This window comes from Microbacterium sp. Se63.02b (assembly GCF_014171575.1).
Taxonomy (GTDB): domain Bacteria; phylum Actinomycetota; class Actinomycetes; order Actinomycetales; family Microbacteriaceae; genus Microbacterium.
The window spans coordinates 1,224,834-1,245,116 of the sequence record NZ_CP050453.1; the positions used below are offsets into that span (position 1 = coordinate 1,224,834).

14 protein-coding genes and 9 pseudogenes are annotated in these 20,283 nt (G+C 70.6%); 12 read left to right on the plus strand and 11 right to left on the minus strand.

Annotated features, from left to right (window positions below):
- Positions 1 to 7 precede the first annotated feature (7 nt).
- Positions 8 to 382, plus strand: a complete 375-nt coding sequence (locus G4G29_RS06105) for a VOC family protein (RefSeq protein WP_183152180.1) — start codon at positions 8 to 10, stop codon at positions 380 to 382.
- Here the strand turns inward: G4G29_RS06105 and G4G29_RS21475 are convergent.
- Both G4G29_RS21475 and G4G29_RS06110 read right to left on the minus strand, forming a co-directional pair.
- Positions 379 to 508 (minus strand): annotated as a pseudogene (locus G4G29_RS21475) (glyoxalase); the annotation flags it as partial. The gene G4G29_RS06105 and the pseudogene G4G29_RS21475 sit on opposite strands and share 4 nt — an antisense overlap.
- A gap of 24 nt (positions 509 to 532) precedes the next feature.
- Positions 533 to 2,182 (minus strand): thiamine pyrophosphate-binding protein, encoded by a 1,650-nt coding sequence (locus G4G29_RS06110; protein WP_183152181.1) that lies wholly within the window; start codon positions 2,180 to 2,182, stop codon positions 533 to 535.
- Positions 2,183 to 2,345: 163 nt separating this feature from the next.
- Between G4G29_RS06110 and G4G29_RS06115 the strand changes: the two genes are divergently transcribed.
- Positions 2,346 to 2,855 (plus strand): phosphoribosyltransferase, encoded by a 510-nt coding sequence (locus tag G4G29_RS06115; protein ID WP_183152182.1) that lies wholly within the window; start codon positions 2,346 to 2,348, stop codon positions 2,853 to 2,855.
- Between the two features lie 12 nt (positions 2,856 to 2,867).
- Here the strand turns inward: G4G29_RS06115 and G4G29_RS06120 are convergent.
- The 8 genes and pseudogenes from G4G29_RS06120 to G4G29_RS06155 all read right to left on the minus strand — a co-directional run bounded on the left by G4G29_RS06120 (position 2,868) and on the right by G4G29_RS06155 (position 9,596).
- Positions 2,868 to 4,388 (minus strand): annotated as a pseudogene (locus G4G29_RS06120) (ATP-dependent DNA ligase).
- A 154-nt stretch (positions 4,389 to 4,542) separates the two neighbouring features.
- On the minus strand, positions 4,543 to 5,313 hold the full coding sequence (locus tag G4G29_RS06125; RefSeq protein ID WP_183152183.1) for an enoyl-CoA hydratase/isomerase family protein: 771 nt from the start codon (positions 5,311 to 5,313) through the stop codon (positions 4,543 to 4,545).
- Between the two features lie 12 nt (positions 5,314 to 5,325).
- Positions 5,326 to 6,385: pseudogene (gene paaE / locus G4G29_RS06130) on the minus strand (1,2-phenylacetyl-CoA epoxidase subunit PaaE).
- A gap of 105 nt (positions 6,386 to 6,490) precedes the next feature.
- A pseudogene (gene paaD, locus G4G29_RS06135) lies at positions 6,491 to 6,984 on the minus strand (1,2-phenylacetyl-CoA epoxidase subunit PaaD).
- Positions 6,978 to 7,814 carry a 1,2-phenylacetyl-CoA epoxidase subunit PaaC gene (paaC, locus tag G4G29_RS06140; RefSeq protein ID WP_183152184.1) on the minus strand — a complete coding sequence of 279 codons (837 nt, stop codon included), beginning with the start codon at positions 7,812 to 7,814 and terminating at the stop codon, positions 6,978 to 6,980. The pseudogene paaD and the gene paaC overlap by 7 nt, the downstream one beginning before the upstream one ends.
- Positions 7,811 to 8,116, minus strand: coding sequence for a 1,2-phenylacetyl-CoA epoxidase subunit PaaB (paaB, locus tag G4G29_RS06145; protein WP_183152185.1), 306 nt, complete (start codon positions 8,114 to 8,116; stop codon positions 7,811 to 7,813). The genes paaC and paaB overlap by 4 nt, the downstream gene beginning before the upstream one ends.
- Positions 8,116 to 9,090 carry a 1,2-phenylacetyl-CoA epoxidase subunit PaaA gene (gene paaA, locus G4G29_RS06150; RefSeq protein WP_183152186.1) on the minus strand — a complete coding sequence of 325 codons (975 nt, stop codon included), beginning with the start codon at positions 9,088 to 9,090 and terminating at the stop codon, positions 8,116 to 8,118. Before paaA ends, paaB begins: the two co-directional genes overlap by 1 nt.
- A gap of 86 nt (positions 9,091 to 9,176) precedes the next feature.
- The gene (locus G4G29_RS06155) at positions 9,177 to 9,596 is read right to left on the minus strand and encodes a pilus assembly protein CpaE (RefSeq protein ID WP_183152187.1); all 420 of its coding nucleotides are present in this window, start codon (positions 9,594 to 9,596) and stop codon (positions 9,177 to 9,179) included.
- Positions 9,597 to 9,689: 93 nt separating this feature from the next.
- On the opposite strand from G4G29_RS06155, the pseudogene G4G29_RS06160 reads away from it, so the two are divergent.
- Positions 9,690 to 11,811: pseudogene (locus tag G4G29_RS06160) on the plus strand (DEAD/DEAH box helicase).
- Positions 11,812 to 11,832: 21 nt separating this feature from the next.
- Here G4G29_RS06160 and G4G29_RS06165 read toward each other — a convergent pair.
- Positions 11,833 to 12,600 (minus strand): IclR family transcriptional regulator, encoded by a 768-nt coding sequence (locus G4G29_RS06165; RefSeq protein WP_183152188.1) that lies wholly within the window; start codon positions 12,598 to 12,600, stop codon positions 11,833 to 11,835.
- 155 nt (positions 12,601 to 12,755) lie between these two features.
- Between G4G29_RS06165 and dhaK the strand changes: the two are divergent.
- From dhaK to paaK, 9 genes and pseudogenes are all read left to right on the plus strand, one after another.
- Positions 12,756 to 13,670 (plus strand): annotated as a pseudogene (gene dhaK, locus G4G29_RS06170) (dihydroxyacetone kinase subunit DhaK); the annotation flags it as partial.
- A 76-nt stretch (positions 13,671 to 13,746) separates the two neighbouring features.
- Positions 13,747 to 14,391: a dihydroxyacetone kinase subunit DhaL gene (gene dhaL, locus G4G29_RS06175; RefSeq protein ID WP_183152189.1), complete on the plus strand. Its 645-nt coding sequence runs from the start codon at positions 13,747 to 13,749 to the stop codon at positions 14,389 to 14,391.
- A gap of 94 nt (positions 14,392 to 14,485) precedes the next feature.
- Positions 14,486 to 15,082, plus strand: a pseudogene (locus G4G29_RS06180) (HPr family phosphocarrier protein); the annotation flags it as partial.
- 290 nt (positions 15,083 to 15,372) lie between these two features.
- A pseudogene (locus tag G4G29_RS21480) lies at positions 15,373 to 15,483 on the plus strand (hypothetical protein); the annotation flags it as partial.
- Positions 15,484 to 15,754: 271 nt separating this feature from the next.
- Positions 15,755 to 15,850 (plus strand): annotated as a pseudogene (locus tag G4G29_RS23860) (PEP-utilizing enzyme); the annotation flags it as partial.
- Positions 15,851 to 15,905: 55 nt separating this feature from the next.
- The gene (locus G4G29_RS06185; protein ID WP_244632451.1) at positions 15,906 to 16,904 is read left to right on the plus strand and encodes a putative PEP-binding protein; all 999 of its coding nucleotides are present in this window, start codon (positions 15,906 to 15,908) and stop codon (positions 16,902 to 16,904) included.
- A 138-nt stretch (positions 16,905 to 17,042) separates the two neighbouring features.
- The gene (locus G4G29_RS06190) at positions 17,043 to 18,404 is read left to right on the plus strand and encodes a sensor domain-containing protein (RefSeq protein ID WP_183152190.1); all 1,362 of its coding nucleotides are present in this window, start codon (positions 17,043 to 17,045) and stop codon (positions 18,402 to 18,404) included.
- Between the two features lie 55 nt (positions 18,405 to 18,459).
- Positions 18,460 to 18,888: a hydroxyphenylacetyl-CoA thioesterase PaaI gene (gene paaI / locus G4G29_RS06195; RefSeq protein ID WP_183152191.1), complete on the plus strand. Its 429-nt coding sequence runs from the start codon at positions 18,460 to 18,462 to the stop codon at positions 18,886 to 18,888.
- A gap of 12 nt (positions 18,889 to 18,900) precedes the next feature.
- A complete protein-coding gene (gene paaK, locus G4G29_RS06200) occupies positions 18,901 to 20,241 on the plus strand; it encodes a phenylacetate--CoA ligase PaaK (protein WP_183152767.1) in 1,341 nt (446 codons plus the stop codon).
- Positions 20,242 to 20,283: the final 42 nt, after the last annotated feature.

A 20,283-nucleotide genomic window follows, 5' to 3' on the forward strand; every position in this document is an offset into this window, starting at 1 on the left:
GTGCGCGATGGACTGGAAGATCGAGCTCATCTTCGTCCCGGTCACCGATGTCGACCGGTCGAAGGAGTTCTACGAGAAGATCGGTTTCACCCCGGACTGGGATCAGACGCCCGTCGAAGGGCTGCGGTTCGTGCAGATGACACCCCCGGGGTCGGCATGCTCGATTGCGTTCGGCACCGGATTGGGCATCGACCTCGAGCCGGGAAAGCAGAACACGATCCAGGTGGTCGTGCCGGACGCCGACGAGGCTCTGGCCCATCTCCAGGGGCTCGGCGTCGGGGCGCGGGGCGTCGAGGAGCTGGCGTGGGGGCGCTTCGTCTCGTTCGACGACCCCGACGGCAACTCCTGGACACTGCAGCAGTTGCCTGACTACGGCGCCTAGTAGTCGGCGACGACCTCGATCTTGAAGCCCGAGGCGTTCTCGAGCCATCCGCGCGTAGTGCCGGTCGCCCCCGGCGTGCGGGTAGCGCTCGGCGTAGAGCGCGTGCCAGCCGTGAGCGGGCGCAGCGAGAGAGCCTGGGTCAGATGCCCCTCAGGAGTTCACGCGGATGATCTCCTGCTGGTACGGAGCGATGACATCGCCCGAGATGCGGAGGTCGAGGAGCAGGAATCGGCGGGACGCGGGGTCCTCCGCCGTCCAGGTCGCGAGCCGGTCGAGGTCGGCGAGGGTGCGCACCGCGACGCCCTCCGCGCCCACGGCCGCACCGAATGCCGCGAAGTCGACCTCCGGGATGCGCATCGGCCCCTCTGCCAGGCCCTTGAGGCCATAGAGATTGACCTCGGCGCCGTATGCCGCGTCGTTCCACACGACCGCCATGCCCCGACCGCCGGCCGCGCGGACGGCGGATTCGAGGTCGGCGATCGCCATCAGTCCGCCGCCGTCGCCCGAGGTCAGCACGATGGTGGACTCCCGCCGCGCGAGGGCGGCCCCGACGACGCTCGGCCACCCCTGACCGATCGACTGGAACGCGGTGCCGACCATCATCATGCGATCGGGAGCGGCGACGGGCCAGTACATGTTCGCCCAGCCGATGAAGTGCCCGCCGTCTGACACCACGACGCGGTCTTCCGGCAGGAGTTCGGCGATGCGGCGCGCCGCCGACCGCGGGTCGAGGCGCCCGTCTGCAGCGCGCTCGTCTCCGGGCTCGTAGGCACGTGCCGCGGTCACGTCGACCGACTCGCGCCACGAGGTCGTCGTCGTGACCGGGCCGAGACGGCGGACGAGGGCCTCGGCGGCCAGCCGCGCATCGGCGCGCACGAACCCGCCGACGTGGGCGTGCGTCGCCGCCGGAGCCGTGTCGATCTGGAACACCCGGGTCCCCGGAGCGAACAGCTCGCCGAAGCGCATCGTGAACTGGTTGAGCGAGGCGCCGAAGACCACCGCGACGTCGGCCGTGCGGACGAGGTCCATGGCCCCGTCTGCGCCGAACCCTCCCGTCACCCCGAGGTCGTACCGGGACTCGGGGAAGACACCGCGGCCGAGGGCGGACGAGGCGGTGAGCGCCCCCGTCGCCGCGGCGAGCTCGCCGAGCGCGGTGCTCGCGCCGGACAGCCATGCGCCCCGGCCGGCCAGCAGGAACGGGCGGCGTGCGCCACGCAGGGCCTCGGCGATCTCGTCGAGCATCCCTTCGGCGAATTCACCTCGCGGCGCGAGCGGTGCGGGGATGCGAGGGGACGGGGCCTCCGGCACCTCGCCGGCCTCGAGCGCGGCGACGTCATACGGGATGGCCAGGACGACCGGGACGCGATAGGTGAGGGCGTGCTCGATCGCGATGACCGTGGTCGCTGCGGCATCCGCGCGTCCGACCGTGTACGTGCGTGCGCCGACGGCGGAGGCGAGCGCGATCTGGTCGACGTCCCACGGGCGCGGGCCCGAGGTGGGCTCGTCGCCGACCACGAGCACGAGCGGGACGTGCGCCTGCACGGCTTCGGCGAGAGCGGTCAGGGTGTTCGTGAACCCGGCGCCGTACGTGGACGTGCCGGCGGCGATCCGTCCGGAAGCGCGGAAGTGCGCATCCGCGGCGACCACGGCGCCCTGTTCGTGTCGGACGGCGGTGAACACGGCGTCGGTCTGCGTCTCGAGGGCGTCGAGGAAGTAGGCGTTGCCGTTGCCCATCACCCCGAAGACGGCGTCGATGTGCTGGGCGAGGGTGAGAGCGACGTGCGCGGAGACGGTGGGCATGCGGAGGCCTTTCGAGACAGGGACGGAGGAACTGCGGGATCCGTATGTGTCTCGCCTCCGCGTCTTCACGGAGTGCTTCGTGCCTCTTTTTCAGGCACCGGCCGGGCCGGACCCGTTCAGTCTACCGACGGGTCGCGCGCCTCGGATACGCGAGAATGGGCCGATGACTGATGCAGCGATCGAGCGGGAGACGCTCACCTGGGACGGATTCGGAGCGGCGACGCGCGAGCTGGCGCGGAGCATCCTCGACAGCGGCTTCATGCCGGAGGTGGTCGTCGCCATCGCCCGCGGCGGTCTGCTGCCGGCCGGAGCGATCGCGTACGGTCTCGGCGCCAAGAACTGCGGGGCGATCAACGTCGAGTTCTACACCGGCATCGGCACGGTCCTGGATGCACCCGAGGTGCTTCCCCCCGAACTCGACATGGCGTACCTGGATGGCCGTCGCGTCCTGCTCGTCGACGATGTCGCCGACTCCGGGCGCACGCTCGCCCTCGCCGTGCAGCTGCTGAAGGACAAGGGTGCCGACGTGCGCTCGGTGACGATCTTCACCAAGCCTTCGACGATCATCCAGCCCGACTACGCCTGGAAGGACACCGACCTCTGGATCGACTTCCCGTGGTCGTTCCGCGGCACGGTGCGCGAAGAGGACCAGGGGCTCGCCCCTTCCGCCTGACGTCGGGAGCGGTCAGCCTCGCAGCAGCGATCGCAGCGACTGGATCGTGTCCGCCTCCGCCGGTGACTTGTCGTCCCGGTAGCCCTTCACCCTGGCGAAGCGCAGGGCGATGCCGCCTGGATATCGCGGAGAGCGCTGTACCCCGTCGATCGCGATCTCGACCACGATCTCCGGGCGCAGGAACACCGTGGATGCCGTGCGGTGCGTCTCATGCTCGGGGAAGTGCTCCGTCTGCCAGCGCAGCAGCTCGTCGGTGAGACCCTTGAAGGTCTTGCCGACCATGACGAAGCCACCGGGGTCGGCGAACTCGCCTTCGGGATCGCGCGCTCCCAGGTGCAGGTTCGACAGCCAGCCTCGGCGTCGGCCCGATCCCCACTCCGCCCCCAGGACCACGAGGTCGAACGTCAGGACGGGCTTGACCTTGATCCAGGAGGAGCCGCGGCGGCCGGCGGCATAGGGCGCGTCGATCGCCTTGACCACGACCCCCGTGCCCCGCGGCGAGGGCGTCGAGCGACAGCTGCTCGGCGGCAGCGGGATCGTCGGTCACGACGCCGGGCATCCGCCAGTCTCCGGCCACGCGTTCGAGCTCTGACAGGCGTGTGACGAGAGGCTCGTCGAGCAGATCCCGCCCGTCGACGTGCAGCACGTCGAAGAACCAGGGCCGCAGCACGAGCTCACGTGACACCTCGGCGCCGAACCTCGACATGGTCTCCTGGAACGGGCGCGGCCCTCCGTCCTCATCGAGCGACAGCGTCTCGCCGTCGAGGATGAGGTCGTGTGCCGGCAGGGAGCGCACGATCTCGACGATCTCGGGCACACGGTGAGTGATGTCGGCCAGACTCCGGGTGTAGACGCCGACCTCGTCGCCACGGCGGTGCACCTGGATGCGGGCGCCGTCGAGCTTGTACTCGACCGAGGCTTCGCCCGTGACCTCGAGCGCCGCCGAGGGACTCGCCGCCGTCGCCGCGAGCATGGGCAGGACCGGGCGACCGACCTGCAGCCCGACCGCCTCGAGCACACCGAGGGGTTCGGTCAGAGCGATGCGGGCGGTCTCGCCGAGGTCGCCCGAGAGCATCGCGGCGCGACGGACGACGGCGGTGGGCGTTCCGCTGCGCGGGCGATGGCATCGAGGAGCACGCCGGACAGGGCGCCGGTGCGCAGCTCGCCGAGCATCGCGCGCACCAGGAAGTCCCACTCCGTCGCCGTCGCCCGAGACGCGAGGTCGGCGAGGATCCCGGTGCGCGCCGCTGCGGAGCCCGTGCCGGATGCGGCAGCGAGGGCGTCGAGCGACGTGTCGACGTCGCCGACGGTCAGCGCGGACTCGTCGGCGTGCGCGATCTCGATGGTCGAGAGTCCGCGCCATCCGACGCCCAATCGTCCCTGGCGGGGCGCCGCGAGCAGGAGACCCGTCACGGCGGGCAGTTCGGTCGGATCGGCGCGTGCGAGCAGGTCGGCGATGGCATCGATCTTGGCGAGCCGCGACGAGGTGGCCCCGACGCGGTCGGCGGTGGTGACGAGCTCTGCGAGCATCATCTGGGCATTCTCGCATCGAGGTCCGACATCCGCATCGCACCGGGCGCAGGCAGACGCGCCGGATCAGGCCGGTTCTCGGGAGAACTGCCTGATGCGGCGTGTTCGCCTGATGCGGCCGACGCGACGGGCGGGGCGGCAGCGGCGGAGGGCGTGCTCAGCGCCCGCGGAACTGCGGCTTGCGCTTCTCCTGGAACGCGGCGAACCCTTCGCGGTAGTCGTCGGTGTCGCACAGGGCGGCTTGCGCCGTGTTCTCGATGCCGACCGCGTCCCACAGCGTGAGCCGCTCATCGCGGATCCGTGCGATCAGGTCCTTGCTGGCGAGGAACGCCGCCGTGGCCCCGCGGGCGGCCGTGGTGGCGGCGTCCGTCGTCGCCTGTGTCACCTCGTCGTCCGGGAAGACCCGGGAGAACAAGCCGGACGCGACGGCCTCCGTGCCGCTCATGAGCCGGCCCGTGTAGATCAGGTCGAGCGTCTTGTGGGCGCCGAGTCGATCGAGGAAGAGGGCGTGCCCGCCGGAGTCGAGTGTCGCTCCCAGCGCGGCGAACGGGGAGCCGATCTTCGCGGACTCGGCGACGTAGACCACGTCGGTCGCGATCAGCAGCCCGAGGCCGACGCCCAGGCATGCTCCGTGGGCGGCGGCGAACGTCGGCGCGGGGAACCGCGCCATGCGCTGCAGCAACGGGGTCACGATGCCGCCCAGGTAGCCGAGCACGTCGTCGTCCCGGGGATCGACGCCCGAGATGTCGCGCCCGGCGCAGAACGCGCGTCCTTCGCCGCGGAGCACGAGGGCCCACACGCCCGCCGCCTCCGCAGCCTCGTAGGCCGCATCCAGCTCGCCCAGCGCCTGCTCGTCCAGTGCGTTCAGCTTCGCCGGCGCGTTCAGCACGATCGTCGCCACGTCGTCGGCGATGGTGAGATCGATCATCGGGGCTCCTGATCAGACGTCGTAATCCACGACCACACGGTCGCTCGTCGGGTGGGACTGGCAGGTGAGCACGAACCCGCGCTCGAGCTCATCCGGCTCCAGGGCGTAGTTCTCCGTCATGATCACGCTGCCCTCCAGCACGCGTGCTCGACAGGTGCCGCACACCCCTCCGGCACATGCGAACGGAGCGTCAGGCCGCACGCGGAGCGCTGCGTTGAGCACCGACTCGTGGGCGTCGACCGGACTCTCCACGGTCGAGGAGACGCCGTCGAGGGTGACCTCGATGCGCACGGTCTTCTCGCCCGCCCGCACCTGCACCGGTCTGGCCGCGCGTGCCGGTTCGTCGCCGGTCGTGAACAGCTCGAAGCGGATGTGCGAGCGGTCGACGCCCTGGTCCGCCAGGACCTCGCGGCACAGGTCGACCAGGGCGAGCGGCCCGCACAGGAACCACTCGTCGACGGTCGTCGGCGGGATGAGGGCGTCGAGGATCGTGCGGAGCTTCTCCTCGTCGATACGACCGGAGAGCACCGGCGCGGTCCGCTGCTCGCGGGACAGCACATGGTGCAGCACGAGCCTGGTGGGGTAGCGGTCCTTGAGGTCGGCGAGGTCTTCGAGGAACATCACGTCGAGCGTCGCGCGGTTGGTGTACAGCAGCGTGAATCGGGAGGTGTCCGACCGGGTAAGGACGGTGTGCGCGAGCGCCATCAGCGGCGTGATGCCCGACCCCGCGGCGATGCCGACCACGTGCCGGTGATCGAGGTCGTCGAGCCCCGAGGTGAAGGTGCCCTGCGGGCTCATGACGTCGATCTCGAATCCCGGGTGGAGTCCGGTCTGCGCCCAGGTCGAGAACAGTCCGCCCTCGTCGCGCTTCACCGCGACGCTCAGTCTCGTGTCCTGCCCGTCGTCCCTGTGCTCCGGTGCGCGGCACAACGAGTACGAGCGCCGCACCTCCACACCGTCGAGCGTGGTGCGCAGCGCGACATACTGCCCCCCGGAGATGGTCGTAGTCGTCGGCGAGGGCCGCGGGCACCGTGAAGGTCACCTCGACCGCATCGTCGGTGAGCGGGCGCACGTCTTCGACCGTGAGCGTGTGGAAGCGCGCGCGTGCGCGGGCGCCGTCGCACGCGCGGGCGTCGTGCGCGGCGTCGGTGCCGGGGCGGAGGTGAAGAGCGACATGTCAATGCACCTTGAAGTGGTCGAAGGGCTCGAGGCAGGCGCGGCACTCGAACAGGGCTTTGCACGAGGTGGAACCGAAGTGCGAGACCTCGCGGGTGTCGAGCGACCCGCAGCGCGGGCAGCGCACGCTCAGCGTCAGCCGGATCGGACCGCTCGACAACGCGGCACGGCCGGAGGGAGGCGCGATGCCGTACTCCGCGAGCTTGCTCTTGCCCGCCTCCGTCATCCAGTCCGTGGTCCACGCGGGGAGAGGACGAGGCGGACCTCCACCTCGTCGTAGCCCGCAGCGGTCAGGGCGAGGAGCACGTCGTCGCGGATGGTGTCCATGGCAGGGCAGCCGCTGTATGTCGGTGTGATGTCGACACGCACGCGGGAGCCTTCGACCTCGACGGCACGCAGCACGCCGAGGTCTTCGATCGTGAGCACCGGCACCTCGGGGTCGGGAACAGCGGCGGCGATGGCCCACGCGTCCTGGGTGGGAGTGCGGGTCACCATGATGCCCCCGGATGCCGTCGTGCGAGCACCTGCATCTCGGCGAGGATGTGCCCGAGCGGCGTGGCGTGCGCGCCCCGTCGACCACCGGCGGACGAAGCGGCGACGGCGGGCGTCACCACCTCGGCTTCGGCGAAGACCGTCTCGACCACCCGGTCGAATCCGACGCGGAGGGTCGACGGGCGCACGGCCGCATCGCCGAGGCGGTCGATCAGGTCGTCGTCGCGGAACAGCTCGTCGACGTACGGCCAGACGTCGCCGATCGCGCGGATCATCCGCGTGCGGGACTCCTCGGTGCCGCCGGCGAGGCGCAGCACCCACTGCACGGCGTGGTCGCGGTGGTAGTCGACCTCCTTGAGCGACTTCTCGGCGATCGCCGCGAAGGTCGCGTCGCTGCTCGCGCGCAGCGCGGCGTAGAGCTCGAACATGTACGTGGCGACCACGAACTGCCGGGCGATCGTCTGGGCGAAGTCGCCGTTGGGCTGCTGCACGATCCATGCGCAGCGGAACTCGGGCTCGTCGCGGAAGAACGCGAGCTCGTCTTCGCTGCGGCCGTCGTACGAGCCGGCATAGTGCAGGAAAGACCTGGCGTGACCGAGGAGGTCGAGGGCGATGTTGCCCAGCGCCACATCCTCCTCCAGCTCGGGAGCACGGGAGATCCACGCACCCAGCTGTTGCGAGAGGATCAGCGCATCGTCGCCGAGCCGCATGGCGTACTCGGCGACGTCGGCCGACGCGGCGACCGCCCCGGTTCCCGACAGCTCCTGCGAGAGGCGGAGCTCGTCGACGGAGACGTCGCCGTGGACGTCGAGGTCGTCAGGCGCGGCGCTCACAGGTGCGGCACTCCCTCGGAGGCCGTGTAGTACACCGCGTGCCGGTAGTTCTTGCCTGCGGGGCTCTCGAAGTACGCGCCCTTGGCGTCGGGGTCGCTCGTGGTGATCGCCTCGGCCGGAGCGACCCAGATCGAGACGCCCTCACCGCGACGGGTGTAGAGGTCACGGGCGTTGCGGATCGCCATCTCGGCATCGGGGGCGTGCAGGGAACCCACATGCACGTGGCTCAGCCCGCGGTTCGCACGGACGAACACCTCCCACAGCGGCCACGGCTCGCGCTCGTCTGCTCCCGGCGTCGTCATCACGCCACCGCCTTCGCCTTCAACGCCTGTTTGCGGGCGTACTCGGCTGCGGCCTCGCGCACCCATGCGCCTTCCTCGTGCGCCGTGCGGCGGCGCTCCAGGCGCTCGGCGTTGCAGGGTCCGTTGCCGCGCAGCACCTCGAAGAACTCGTCCCAGTCGATCTCTCCGATCGCGTACTCCCCGGTCGTCTCATCGAAGCGCAGGTCGGGGTCGGGAAGCGTGACGCCGAGGATCTCGGCCTGGGGCACCAGCATCCCCACGAAGCGCTGACGCAGCTCGTCGTTCGAGAACCGCTTGATCTTCCACTTCATCGACTGCGCCGAGTTGGGTGACTGGTCGTCGGGCGGTCCGAACATCGCCAGGCTCGGCCAGTACCAGCGGTTCACCGCGTCCTGCGCCATCCGCCGCTGCTCCTCTGTTCCGCGCATGAGCGTGAGGAGGATCTCGAAGCCCTGCCGCTGATGGAAAGACTCCTCCTTGCAGACGCGGACCATGGCCCGGCCGTAGGGTCCGTACGACGCACGGCACAGCGGCACCTGGTTGCAGATCGCCGCACCGTCGACGAGCCACCCGATGGCCCCCATGTCGGCCCAGGTCGGGGTGGGGTAGTTGAAGATCGACGAGTACTTGGCCGTGCCGCTGATGAGCTGGTCCATCATCTCGTCGCGGGTCGCGCCCAGGGTCTGCGCGGCGGAGTAGAGGTAGAGCCCGTGGCCCGCCTCGTCCTGCACCTTCGCCATGAGGATCGCCTTGCGCTTGAGGCTCGGTGCGCGCGTGATCCAGTTCCCCTCCGGCTGCATCCCGATGATCTCGGAGTGCGCATGCTGGGAGATCTGTCTGATCAGGGTCTTGCGGTAGGCATCGGGCATCCAGTCGCGAGGCTCGATGCGCTGCTCGTTCGCGATGAGCTCGTCGAACAGGCGCTCCTCGTCGGAGATCTCGCCCACCAGGGACAGGTCTGCAGGACTGGTCATCTTCGACTCCTCGGCATCCGGTCTTCTTTACTGACCGATCGTTAGGTAATTCTGACACACGGGATGAGCGGATTCAAGACGGACGCTCAGCGCGAGCGGGAGATCAGCTCGAGCAGTGCGCGGCCGTACGCCTCGGAGGGGTCGGGGTGCTCGAACGAGAGGAGGTCGCCGGCGATGTCGACGTCGACGCGGAACGTGTCGTCGAGGCGCATCAGAGCGCGGAACGTTCCGCGCAGGAGTTCGCGCAGCTGATCCTCCCTCGGCAGCCACACCGCCTCGGCGAGGGTCACGGCATCGAGCGCCCATTCCGTGGTGCCGTTGAACGCCAGATCGGTGCCTGTCGGTGTGCGTCGGGCCTCGATCGTCATCTCGCTCACCGTGAAGACGTCGGCTTCCGCTTCGAGCTCCACGTCGTCCGACAGGTCGAGCTGGAAGCGGTCGCCCTCGGCCGGGTGCCAGACGAGTCCGGCATCTCGCAGCGTGACGGCGAGCTCGCGTGTGATCATCCCCTCACGCTAGACGACGAGGACGTGCCCGCCGTTCCCCGCTCCCTGTGCGAGCCCGGACCACGTGTCGGCGGGGTGGGGCAGAGTGGAGGGATGACCTCCGCCGCTCCCTCCGCCACCCGCGACGCCGCACGGGCGGCGCTGCGCGAACTCGTCGGCCGCGCGGACGCCGACTTCCACGACGGGCAGTACGAGGCGATCGAGGCGCTGGTCGAAGGGCGTCGCCGCGCTCTCGTCGTGCAGCGGACGGGGTGGGGCAAGTCGGCCGTGTACTTCGTGGCGACGCTGCTGCTGCGGCGCGAGGGCGCGGGCCCGACCGTGCTGGTCTCGCCGCTGCTCGCCCTCATGCGCGACCAGATCGCTGCGGCCGAACGAGCCGGCGTGCGCGCGGTCGCGATCAACTCCACCAATGCGCACGAGTGGACCGACGTTCTCGCGCGACTCGACCGCGACGAGGTCGATGTGCTGCTGGTGTCGCCCGAGCGCCTCAACAATCCCGCCTTCCGGGAGCAGCAGCTGCCGGCTCTCGTCCGCCGCATCGGCATGCTCGTGGTCGACGAGGCGCACTGCATCAGCGACTGGGGCACGACTTCCGTCCCGACTACCGACGCCTGCGAGACCTGATCGCGCAGATGCCCGCCGACGTGCCGGTGCTCGCGACCACGGCGACCGCGAACAGCCGCGTGGTCGCCGACGTCGCCGAGCAACTGGGCGCCCTCCATAAGGGAGGCGGGGAGGAGGCCGAACCGGTGCTCACGATCCGCGGGCCGCTCGCCCGGACGTCGCTCCGGCTGGGCGTGCTGCGGTTGCGCGATTCGGCGAGTCGTCTGGCATGGCTGCTGAGTCACCTCGACGACCTCCCGGGTTCCGGCATCATCTACACCCTCACCGTGGCGGCGGCCGTCGACACCGCCCGACTGCTGCGCGACCACGGCCACGATGTCCGCGCGTACACGGGGCAGACCGACACCGACGAGCGCGCCGAGTCGGAGGGGATGCTCAAGCGCAACGAGGTCAAGGCGCTGGTCGCGACGAGTGCGCTCGGCATGGGGTTCGACAAGCCGGATCTCGGATTCGTCCTGCACCTCGGCGCCCCCTCGTCGCCCGTCGCGTACTACCAGCAGGTCGGACGCGCCGGTCGTGCCAGCGAGAGCGCCGACGTGCTGCTGCTGCCGGGCGTCGAGGATCGCGACATCTGGCACTACTTCGCGACGGCGTCGATGCCGGATCGGGAGCGTGCGGAACGGGTGATCGCGGCACTCGGAGAGGCTCCGACCTCCACCCCCGCCCTCGAGGCGATGGTCGACATCCGCCGCACGCCGCTGGAGCTGCTGCTCAAGGTGCTCGACGTCGACGGGGCCGTGCGACGCGTGCAGGGCGGGTGGGTCGCGACGGGAGAGCCGTGGACGTACGATGCGGACCGCTACGAGCGCATCGCCGCCGAGCGGGTCGCCGAGCAGCAGCACATGATCGAGTACGAGCAGACGGACGCCTGCCGCATGGAGTTCCTGCAGCGTGCGCTCGACGACGACACGGCTGCCCCGTGCGGGAGGTGCGACAACTGCGCCGGCGCGTGGTTCCCCCGTGAGATCGGGGAGGCGGCGAGCACACAGGCCGCCGAGTCTCTCGACCGGGTCGGGGTGCCGATCGAGCCCCGCCGCGCCTGGCCCACGGGAGCCGAGCGACTCGACGTGCCCGTGAAGGGGCGCATCCCCGCGGAGGAACAGGCGGTCGAGGGGAGGGCGCTGGCGCGGCTCACCGACCTGGGCTGGGGTGGGACGCTCCGTGAGATGTTCGCGGCGGGCGCCGTCGATGCTCCCGTGACGCCGTCTGTGCTGCAGGGGTGCATCCGGGTGCTCGCGGGATGGGAGTGGGCGGAGCGTCCGGTCGCGGTCGTCGCGATGCCTTCGCGGTCGCATCCGCTGCTGGTCGACTCCCTGGCACGAGGTCTCGCCGAGATCGGACGACTGCCGTACCTCGGGCGCTCGCTCCCGTCGGGGGTGGCCCGACGGGTCAGCCGGGTGGCAACAGCGTGTTCCGTCTCGCCGGGCTCTGGGATCGGTTCAGCGCCGCGCACCTCGACGTTCCGGCCGGCCCCGTGCTGCTCGTGGACGATCTGGTCGACAGCAGGTGGACGATGACGGTGGCAGCGCGCGTGCTCCGGCAGGCCGGGGCCACGGCGGTGCTGCCCTTCGCTCTCGCGGTGCGCGGCTGAGCGGAGGGCGCAGCGGCGGTCTCATTCGTCGGCCGGGGCGACGCGGGGCGGCCAGGTGGTCGCGCCGAGTTCGCGCGAGATGTTCCTGGCGGTCTCGCGGAGAGCGTTGAGGATCGCATCGGAGGCGGGCGTCTGCGAGGTCGGCAGCACCACGGCGACCGCGGCGACGATGTCGTTGGAGGCGTCGGCGACGGGTGCGGCCAGAGACGATTCGCCCAGCACCGCTTCGTCGAACTCGCCCGCCGTACCGCGCTCGGCGATCGCGGGCAGCTCCAGCGTCACGCGGGCGATGTCGGTGATGGTGTCACCGGTGAGGCTGCGCAGCGGCTGGGCGAACACGTTCTGCTGGAAGCCGAGGTCGTATGCGAGCAGCACCTTGCCCATCGCCGAGGCGTGCGCGGGGATCGCGACGCCGGTCTCCAGCATCTGCTGGCTGTCGTCGGGGCGCAGGTTGTGGTGGATGACGAGGACGTCGGTGAAGTGCGGGGCGCCGAGGCGCACCGAGAGGTTCGTGCGGCGGGCGAGCTCCTGCGTCCAGCGCATCGCCCTGGCGCGCACGTCGAGGGTGTCGAGGTACACGTTGCTCAGGCGCAGCAACGTGGGTCCGAGCATGTAGCGCTGGCCGCCGCGCTCCTTCGCGACGAGTCCGTGCGAACGCAGCGACTTCACGATTCCGTGCACGGTCGACGGCGGCAGGCTCAGGGCGGCCGCGAGGTCGGTGATGCCGAGATGGCGTGCTCCCTGGAGCAGTTCGAGGATCTTCGCCGCGCGGTCGATCGCCTGGATCACGGGAGCCCTCCTTCCGGTGCGTCGTCGAGCCGGTGCAGATCGAGCCGGGCTTCAGGATCGATCTTGACAACCCGGCAGGCCCCGAGCATATTCGACATTAACGAATTGCTTTCCGATTTTTGCGAAAATCACGATGGATCAAAGGAGATCGAACGATGAAGAAGCTCATCAACGCCCCCGAGGACGTCCTCGTCGAGTCTCTGAAGGGTGTCGCGCTCGCTCATCCGGAGCTCTCCGTGGACCTCGAGAACCACGTCATCACGCGGGCGACCCCGAAGGAGCAGGGGAAGGTCGCGATCGTCTCCGGCGGCGGATCGGGGCACGAACCGCTGCACGGCGGCTTCGTCGGCACCGGCATGCTCGACGCGGCGGTCGCCGGCGAGGTCTTCACGTCTCCCACTCCCGACCGGGTGCAGGTCGCGACCAAGGCCGTCGACCGGGGGGCCGGCGTGCTGCACATCGTCAAGAACTACACCGGAGACGTCCTGAACTTCGAGATGGCCGCCGAGCTCGCCTCCATGGAAGGCATCGAGGTGGGCAGCATCACGGTCGATGACGACGTCGCCGTGCAGGACTCGCTGTACACCGCAGGGCGCCGCGGGGTGGGGCTGACCGTCCTGCTGGAGAAGATCGTCGGCGCCGCCGCCGAGGAGGGGCGCGACCTCGCCGCCGTCGTCGAGCTGGCGAAGAGGGTCAACGGACAGGGCCGGTCCATGGGGATGGCGCTCACGAGCTGCACCGTGCCCGCCGCGGGCAAGCCGACCTTCGACCTGCCGGACGACCAGATGGAGATCGGCATCGGCATCCACGGAGAACCGGGCCGTCACCGCGAGCCGCTCGCCCCGGCATCCGACATCGCCCGTCAGCTGGTCGAGCCGATCCTCTCCGACCTCGACGCTGCCGGACCCGCGATCGTGATGCTGAACGGCATGGGCGCGACACCGCTCATCGAGCTGTACCTCATGTACGGCGAGGTCGCGGCGATCCTCGAGAAGTCCGGCGTGCAGATCGCCAGGAACCTCGTCGGCAACTACATCACCTCCCTCGACATGGCCGGCTGCTCGGTCACGGTGCTCAAGGCCGACGACGAGCTGCTGCGGCTGTGGGATGCTCCGGTGAACACCCCGGCCTGCGGTGGGGCGCGTGATGGCGGCCGTCGACACCGCCGTCCTCGCCGACTGGGTGACGCGCTTCGGGACCGCCGTCACCGACAAGCGCGACTGGCTCACCGAACTCGACTCGGCGATCGGCGACGCGGATCACGGAGCCAACATGGCCAGGGGCATGAGTGCCGTCGCGGAGAAGCTGGGCGCGGGGACGCCTGCCACGGTCGATGAGCTGCTGAAGACGGTCGGCATGACCCTCGTGAGCTCGGTGGGCGGAGCGAGCGGCCCGCTCTACGGCACCTTCTTCCTGCGGATGGGGATGACCGCGGGGGCGGTGCGGGAACTCGACGGTCCCGCTCTCGCTGCCGCGCTGCGAGCGGGACTCGACGGCATCGTCGCGCGGGGGAAGGCGGAGGCGGGGGACAAGACGATGTTCGACGCGATGGCGCCCGCCGTCGATGCGTTGGACGCCGCGCTCGCGGGCGGCTCGTCCGTCGCCGACGCCGTCAGGCCTGCCGCGGAGGCCGCCGAGGTCGGCCGCGACGCGACGGCGCCCCTCGTCGCCCGCAAGGGACGAGCGAGCTATCTCGGCGAGCGCAGCGCCGGGCACCTCGACCCGGGAGCCGCCTCCACGGCGATCCTGTTCGACACGCTCGCCGCGGCCGTCGCTGGCAGCGCCGGATGATCGGCATCGTCGCCGTCTCCCACAGCGCGCGGCTCGGGGAGGCGGCGCTGGAGCTTGCCCTGCAGATGGTGCCGGGCGGGGAGTGCGCGTGCAGGTGGCGGCCGGCGCCGGGGTCGACGGCGACGGCACGCCGATCCTCGGTACCGATGCCGTCGCCGTGGCGGCGGCGATCGACGACCTCGCGGCCGACTGCGACGGCGTCCTGGTCCTGATGGACCTCGGCTCGGCCGTCCTGAGCGCGGAACTCGCACTCGAACTGCGCGCGCGAGTGCCGTTCCCGTGCGACTCGCACCAGCCCCGTTCGTCGAGGGACTGCTCGCGGCCGTCGTGGCCGCCGCTGCGGGGAGGGCTCGACGCCGTCGCCGCGGAGGCGTCTGCGGCACTGGGGGCGAAGACGGGGCAGCTCAGTGACCAGCACGGCGACGCGATCGCATCCGAGACGGCGGTCGCATCCGACACGGCGTCGGGGGCTGCGGTGCCGGGGAACGGAGCGGAAGACGGCGAGGTGCTCGTGCGGCGCGTACGGGTGCGCAACCCTCAGGGGCTCCACGCGCGCCCTGCTGCCCTGATCGCCGAGGCGTCGGCCGGAGCGGATGTGCGTCTGCGGCGCCTTCCCGACGGGCCGGATGCGTCGGCCGCCAGTCTCTCGCGCCTCCTGGTCCTCGGGGCCAGGCAGGGTGACGAGCTCGAGCTCCGTGCGCGCGGGGCCGACGCCGCCTCCGTGCTCGACCGACTCTCGGCGCTGTTCGACGACGGCTTCGGCGAGGGGACGGATGCGGCGGCGCCGACAGCCGACACGGATGCTCCCGCCGCCGCGCCGGCCGTGTCCCCGGAACCGCCCGTCGAGGTCGTCTCCGGATCGGTGCTGCACGGACGCGGCGTGAGTCCCGGCAGGGTCGCCGCCCCCGTCGTGCACCTCGCGCCCGCGGTCACCAAGCCCGACGCCGAGGTGGTCATCCCCCGGCTGAGCGCGATGCTGAGGTGTCGGCGATCGAGTGGGCTGCCGTCGCCGTCGCCGATCAGCTGCGGACCCGCACCGCGCAGGCCACAGGCGAGACCAGGGCGATCCTCGATGCCTCGCGGCTGCTGGCGTCGGATCCTGAGCTGGTGTCCGAGGCGACGGCGCTCGTCAGGGCACAGGGCAGCGCGGCCAGGGGCGGTGTGGGAGACGGCCGTCGAACACGAGAGGGGCCTCGCCGCGTTGGGCGGTCGGATGGCGGAGCGCGTCGCCGACATCCGCGATGTGCGCGACCGGATCATCGCCGAGATCCTCCAGGTCGACATGCCGGGTGTGCCGGAGCGGGAGGAGCCGTTCGTGCTCGTCGCGACCGACCTCGCCCCGGCCGACACGGCCTCCCTCGCGGGCGGCCGCTGCGTCGCGCTGGTCACGGAGCAGGGCGGCCCGACCTCGCACACCGCGATCATCGCCCGGTCGTTGGGGCTTCCCGCCGTCGTCGGTGTGCCCGGCGCCGTCGGCATCCCCGTCGGCGCCACGGTTCTGGTGGACGGCGGACGTGGGTCGGTCGAGATCGACCCCCGCCCGCGCGTGTCGCCGAGGCGGCGGCCGTGGCCTCGGTCGTGGAGTTCGGGGGTATCGGGCGTCTCGCCGACGGACACCGCATCCCGCTCCTCGCGAACGTCGGCGGAGCCGTCGACGCCGAGAACGCCGCCGCAGCGCACGCCGAGGGGTCGGTCTCTTCCGCACCGAGTTCTGCTTCCTCGACCGGACGGATGCGCCGTCTGTCGCGGAGCAGACCGCGGCATACCGGGGCGTGCTGGCGGCGTTCCCCGGGCGTCGGGTGGTCGTGCGCACTCTCGACGCGGGGAGCGACAAGCCGTTGCCCTTCGCGAACGCGGAGCAGGAAGAGAATCCGGCTCTGGGAGTGCGGGGCCTGCGCATCGCCCGTCGGAATCCCGCACTGCTGGACGATCAGCTGCACGCGCTCGCCGCGGCGGCCGATGCCGAGTCCGCCGAGATCGAGGTCATGGCCCCGATGGTCGCCACGGTGGACGAGGCCGCCGCGTTCGCCGAGCGGTGTCGTGCCGCGGGGCTGGAGCGCGTCGGCATCATGATCGAGACTCCGGCCGCGGCGCTGCTCGCCGCCGAGCTGTTCCAGGTGGTCGACTTCGTGAGCCTCGGTACCAACGACCTGGCGCAGTACACCCTCGCGGCCGATCGTCAGCTCGCCGATCTCGCCGATCTCAACGATCCGTGGCAGCCGGCGGTCCTCCGTCTGATCGGGGCCGTCGGAGAGGCAGGGCGGGCCGCGGGGAAGCCCGTCGGGGTGTGCGGGGAGGCCGGGGGCGACCCCGCGCTCGCCCCGGTGCTCGTCGGTCTCGGGGTCACGTCGCTGTCGATGACGTCGCGATCGCTGGGCCGCGTGGCGGCGGCATTGGACGCCGTGACCGAGGAGGAGTGCCGCCGCGCGGCGAAGGCGGCGCTCGGCGCTCCGACAGCCGCTGCGGCCCGAGCCGCAGTGCAGGGCGACGGGACAGGTGCCGCGTCGCGCTGATCGTGTATTCCGGGTACGGCATGAAGATCATCTCGGTCTGATACCAGAATATATCGCCCTCTGTTCCCGCAGCCGTCTCCCTCGATACGGTGTGCGCAGGGGACCCCGCACAGGGGTGCGAACACCAACGGAGGGGTCATGGCATCCAGCAGGCGATCGCGCGAGAACACACGCGGTTCGGGGGTTGCGGCCGCGGTGATGGTGGTCGTGTTGATGGCGCTCCCCGCGTGCGCCGCGGAACCGAAGGCGGAGGCGAAGCCGAGCGCGACCCCCACCACCACGACCTCGCCGACGCCGGATCCCTACACAGGCCCGTTGACGTTCGCGGGTGACGACCTCGTCGCGTTCGCGCTGAGCCCGGACGAAGTCGCCGGCCTGCTTCCCGGTGCCGCTCCGGCGGGCGCGGTGACCGATGAGCTGCTGCAGTACTCGGACGGCGGTGGACCGGACTTCGACCCGTCCGTCTGCGTGCTGCTCCTCAGCGAGATGTCGATGCGCAGCGTCGCAGCGCGCACCGTGCCGTGGAAGGATCCGGAGGATTCGAGCAACAGCGGGCGACAGCAGATCCTTCAGTTCGCCTCGGAGGAGCAGGCGTCGACGCGGATGGATCAGCTCACGTCGACGATCGACCACTGCGCACAGTTCGACGCCCAGGGTCCCGGCACGTTCGAGACCGCGGTGGCACCGGAACTCGAGGGCGTGCGCGCCTTCGCCGGCACCCTCACGCTCGACAGCTCCGGGAGCCGGTGGCGCGTGCACCACGGGTTCGCGTCCGTCGGCAACGTGCTCGTGGAGCTGTGGCAGCCCGCGCTCGACGGCTCGGAGTTCGATGCGGAGCGCGCCGCTCTGCTGCTGCGCGACCGCGCGGTCGAGGCGAAGGCGGCGCTGATCACCGACCTGACCGACAACCCGCCGGCGACGGAGACGCCGACGCCGACCGATCCCGCCGCGCCATGGAGCGAGTGGCAGCTGTCGGGCGCCGGCGTGGGGCCGCTCATCTTCGGCGCCGACCGGGAGTCGGCGCTCGCGGCCGTTCCCGGTGCGACCGTGGAGGAGGTCGAGTGGACCGACTCCTTCGCGCGGCTCTGGAGCGGCGACGGCGACGAATCGCTCGTGCTGCACTTCACGGACGACGGGGCGACGCTGATCGGGGTGACTGCCGGTATCGCGAACATGGAGGGCGATGTCGAGCCGGATGGTGCGGCACTCCCGCTGCGGGCGCCGTGCGCATCGGCGCGTCTCTCTCCGACGCTGCCGCGGCCTTCCCCGGGGCACGTTCATCCGCGTCGTCTCGTCCGGCGAGTACTTCTACCAGTGGGCGTCGCGGGACGGCGGAGTGATCCGATTCCGTGCCGACCGGGACTACGCGGACGCATCGGCTGTCATCACGGGAGTGACGGCCGAGGATGCGACGTTCGCACCGCCGCTCGGCGTGGGGTGAGCAACGCGGCGCTGAGCCGACCGCCGCGCTGCTGTATTCCTGACCGATCGGTCGGTTAGTATGGCCGGGCGGGACGTCGGCGTCTCGTAGCGGAGCGCCACGAGGAGGTCGGCGATGACGGACATCACGAGCGAAGCATCGGGAAACGGTCGGGGGAGCCGATCCATGATGGAGCGCGATCGTGCAGCGGCGATGCTGGGTCTCGTCGTCGAGCGTGATGAGCCCGGGCACGCGGTGGTGTCGATGCGGGTCAGGGAAGACATGACCAACGGCTTCCACATCACCCACGGCGGCCTCGTGTTCGCGCTCGCAGACACAGCCTTCGCGATCGCCTGCAACGAAGACGATCGCGTCACGGTGGCGGCGGGAGCCGACATCTCGTTCCTGAAGTCGACCGTCGCCGGCCAGACGCTGACGGCCACGGCGATCCGCCGTTCGCGCACCGGTCGCTCCGGTATCTACGACGTCACGGTGGTCGACGAACTCGGCGATCCCGTCGCCGAGTTCCGTGGACGCTCGCGCACCACCAGTCGTGTCCTCTGACCGCCCACCGATCTGACGGAGCATCACGTGTCGACGACGACCGCATCCTCTTCCGCCATCCGCCCGCCCTCCCCGGACGACCTGGACCCCGAGGAACGCATGAGCCGCGAGGAGATCGCCGCGCTCCAGCTCGAACGACTCCAGTGGACGGTGCGCCACGCGTATGCGGACGTGCCGCTGTACACCGCGAAGTTCGACGAGGCCGGCGTGCACCCCGAAGACATCCGCAGCCTCGAGGACGTACGGCGGCTCCCGTTCACGACCAAGGAGGATCTGCGGTCGACATATCCGTTCGGCATGTTCGCGGTGCCGATGGACGAGGTCGCGCGCATCCATGCGTCGAGCGGAACCACCGGGCGTCCGACCGTCGTCGGATACACCAAGGGCGACCTCGACCGGTGGGGCTCGCTCGTCGCGCGTTCGCTGCGAGCCAGCGGCATCCGACGTGGGATGAAGGTGCACAACGCCTACGGCTACGGACTGTTCACCGGCGGGCTCGGAGCCCATGCGGGGATCGAAGCCCTCGGCGCCACCGTGATCCCCATGTCGGGCGGGCAGACCGCGAGGCAGGTGCAGCTCATCCGCGACTTCGCGCCGGAGGCGATCCTGTGCACCCCGAGCTATCTGCTCACGATCGCGGATGCGATGGCCGCACAGGGGATCGATCCGCGCTCCACCTCGCTGAAGGTGGCCGTGCTCGGCGCCGAGCCCTGGTCGAACGAGATGCGGTACGAGCTCGAGAAGCGCCTCGGCATCGATGCTCTCGACATCTACGGCCTCAGCGAGGTGATGGGACCCGGAGTGGGCAACGAATGCCTCGAGACCAAGGACGGTCCGCATCTGTGGGAAGACCACTTCCTCCCGGAGGTCATCGACTCGGAGACCCGAGCGGCGCTGCCGGACGGCGAACTCGGGGAGCTCGTGTTCACGTCGCTCACCAAAGAGGCGTTCCCCGTCATCCGCTACCGCACCCGCGACCTCACCCGCCTTCTGCCCGGCACCGCGCGGCCGGGGATGCGGCGCATGGAGAAGATCACCGGCCGCAACGACGACATGATCATCCTGCGTGGCGTGAATCTCTTCCCGACCCAGATCGAAGAGCTCGTCCTCGGCATCGAGCAGCTGACCCCGCACTTCGTCCTCGAACTGTCCAAGGACGGGCGGATGGACGCGATGACCGTGCGCATCGAGCGTCATCCCGACCTGTCGGTCGAGACCTGTGCGAGTGCCGCCGAGGTGCTGGCGCAGCGGATCAAGGTGTTCATCGGGACCACGGTCGCCGTCCGTCTGGAAGAACCCGGCGCACTCCCGCGCAGCGAGGGGAAGTACCAGCGCGTCTACGATCTGCGGTGATCGCGGGCGGAGACCCCGGAGGTCTCACGGCCGTGGTTCCCT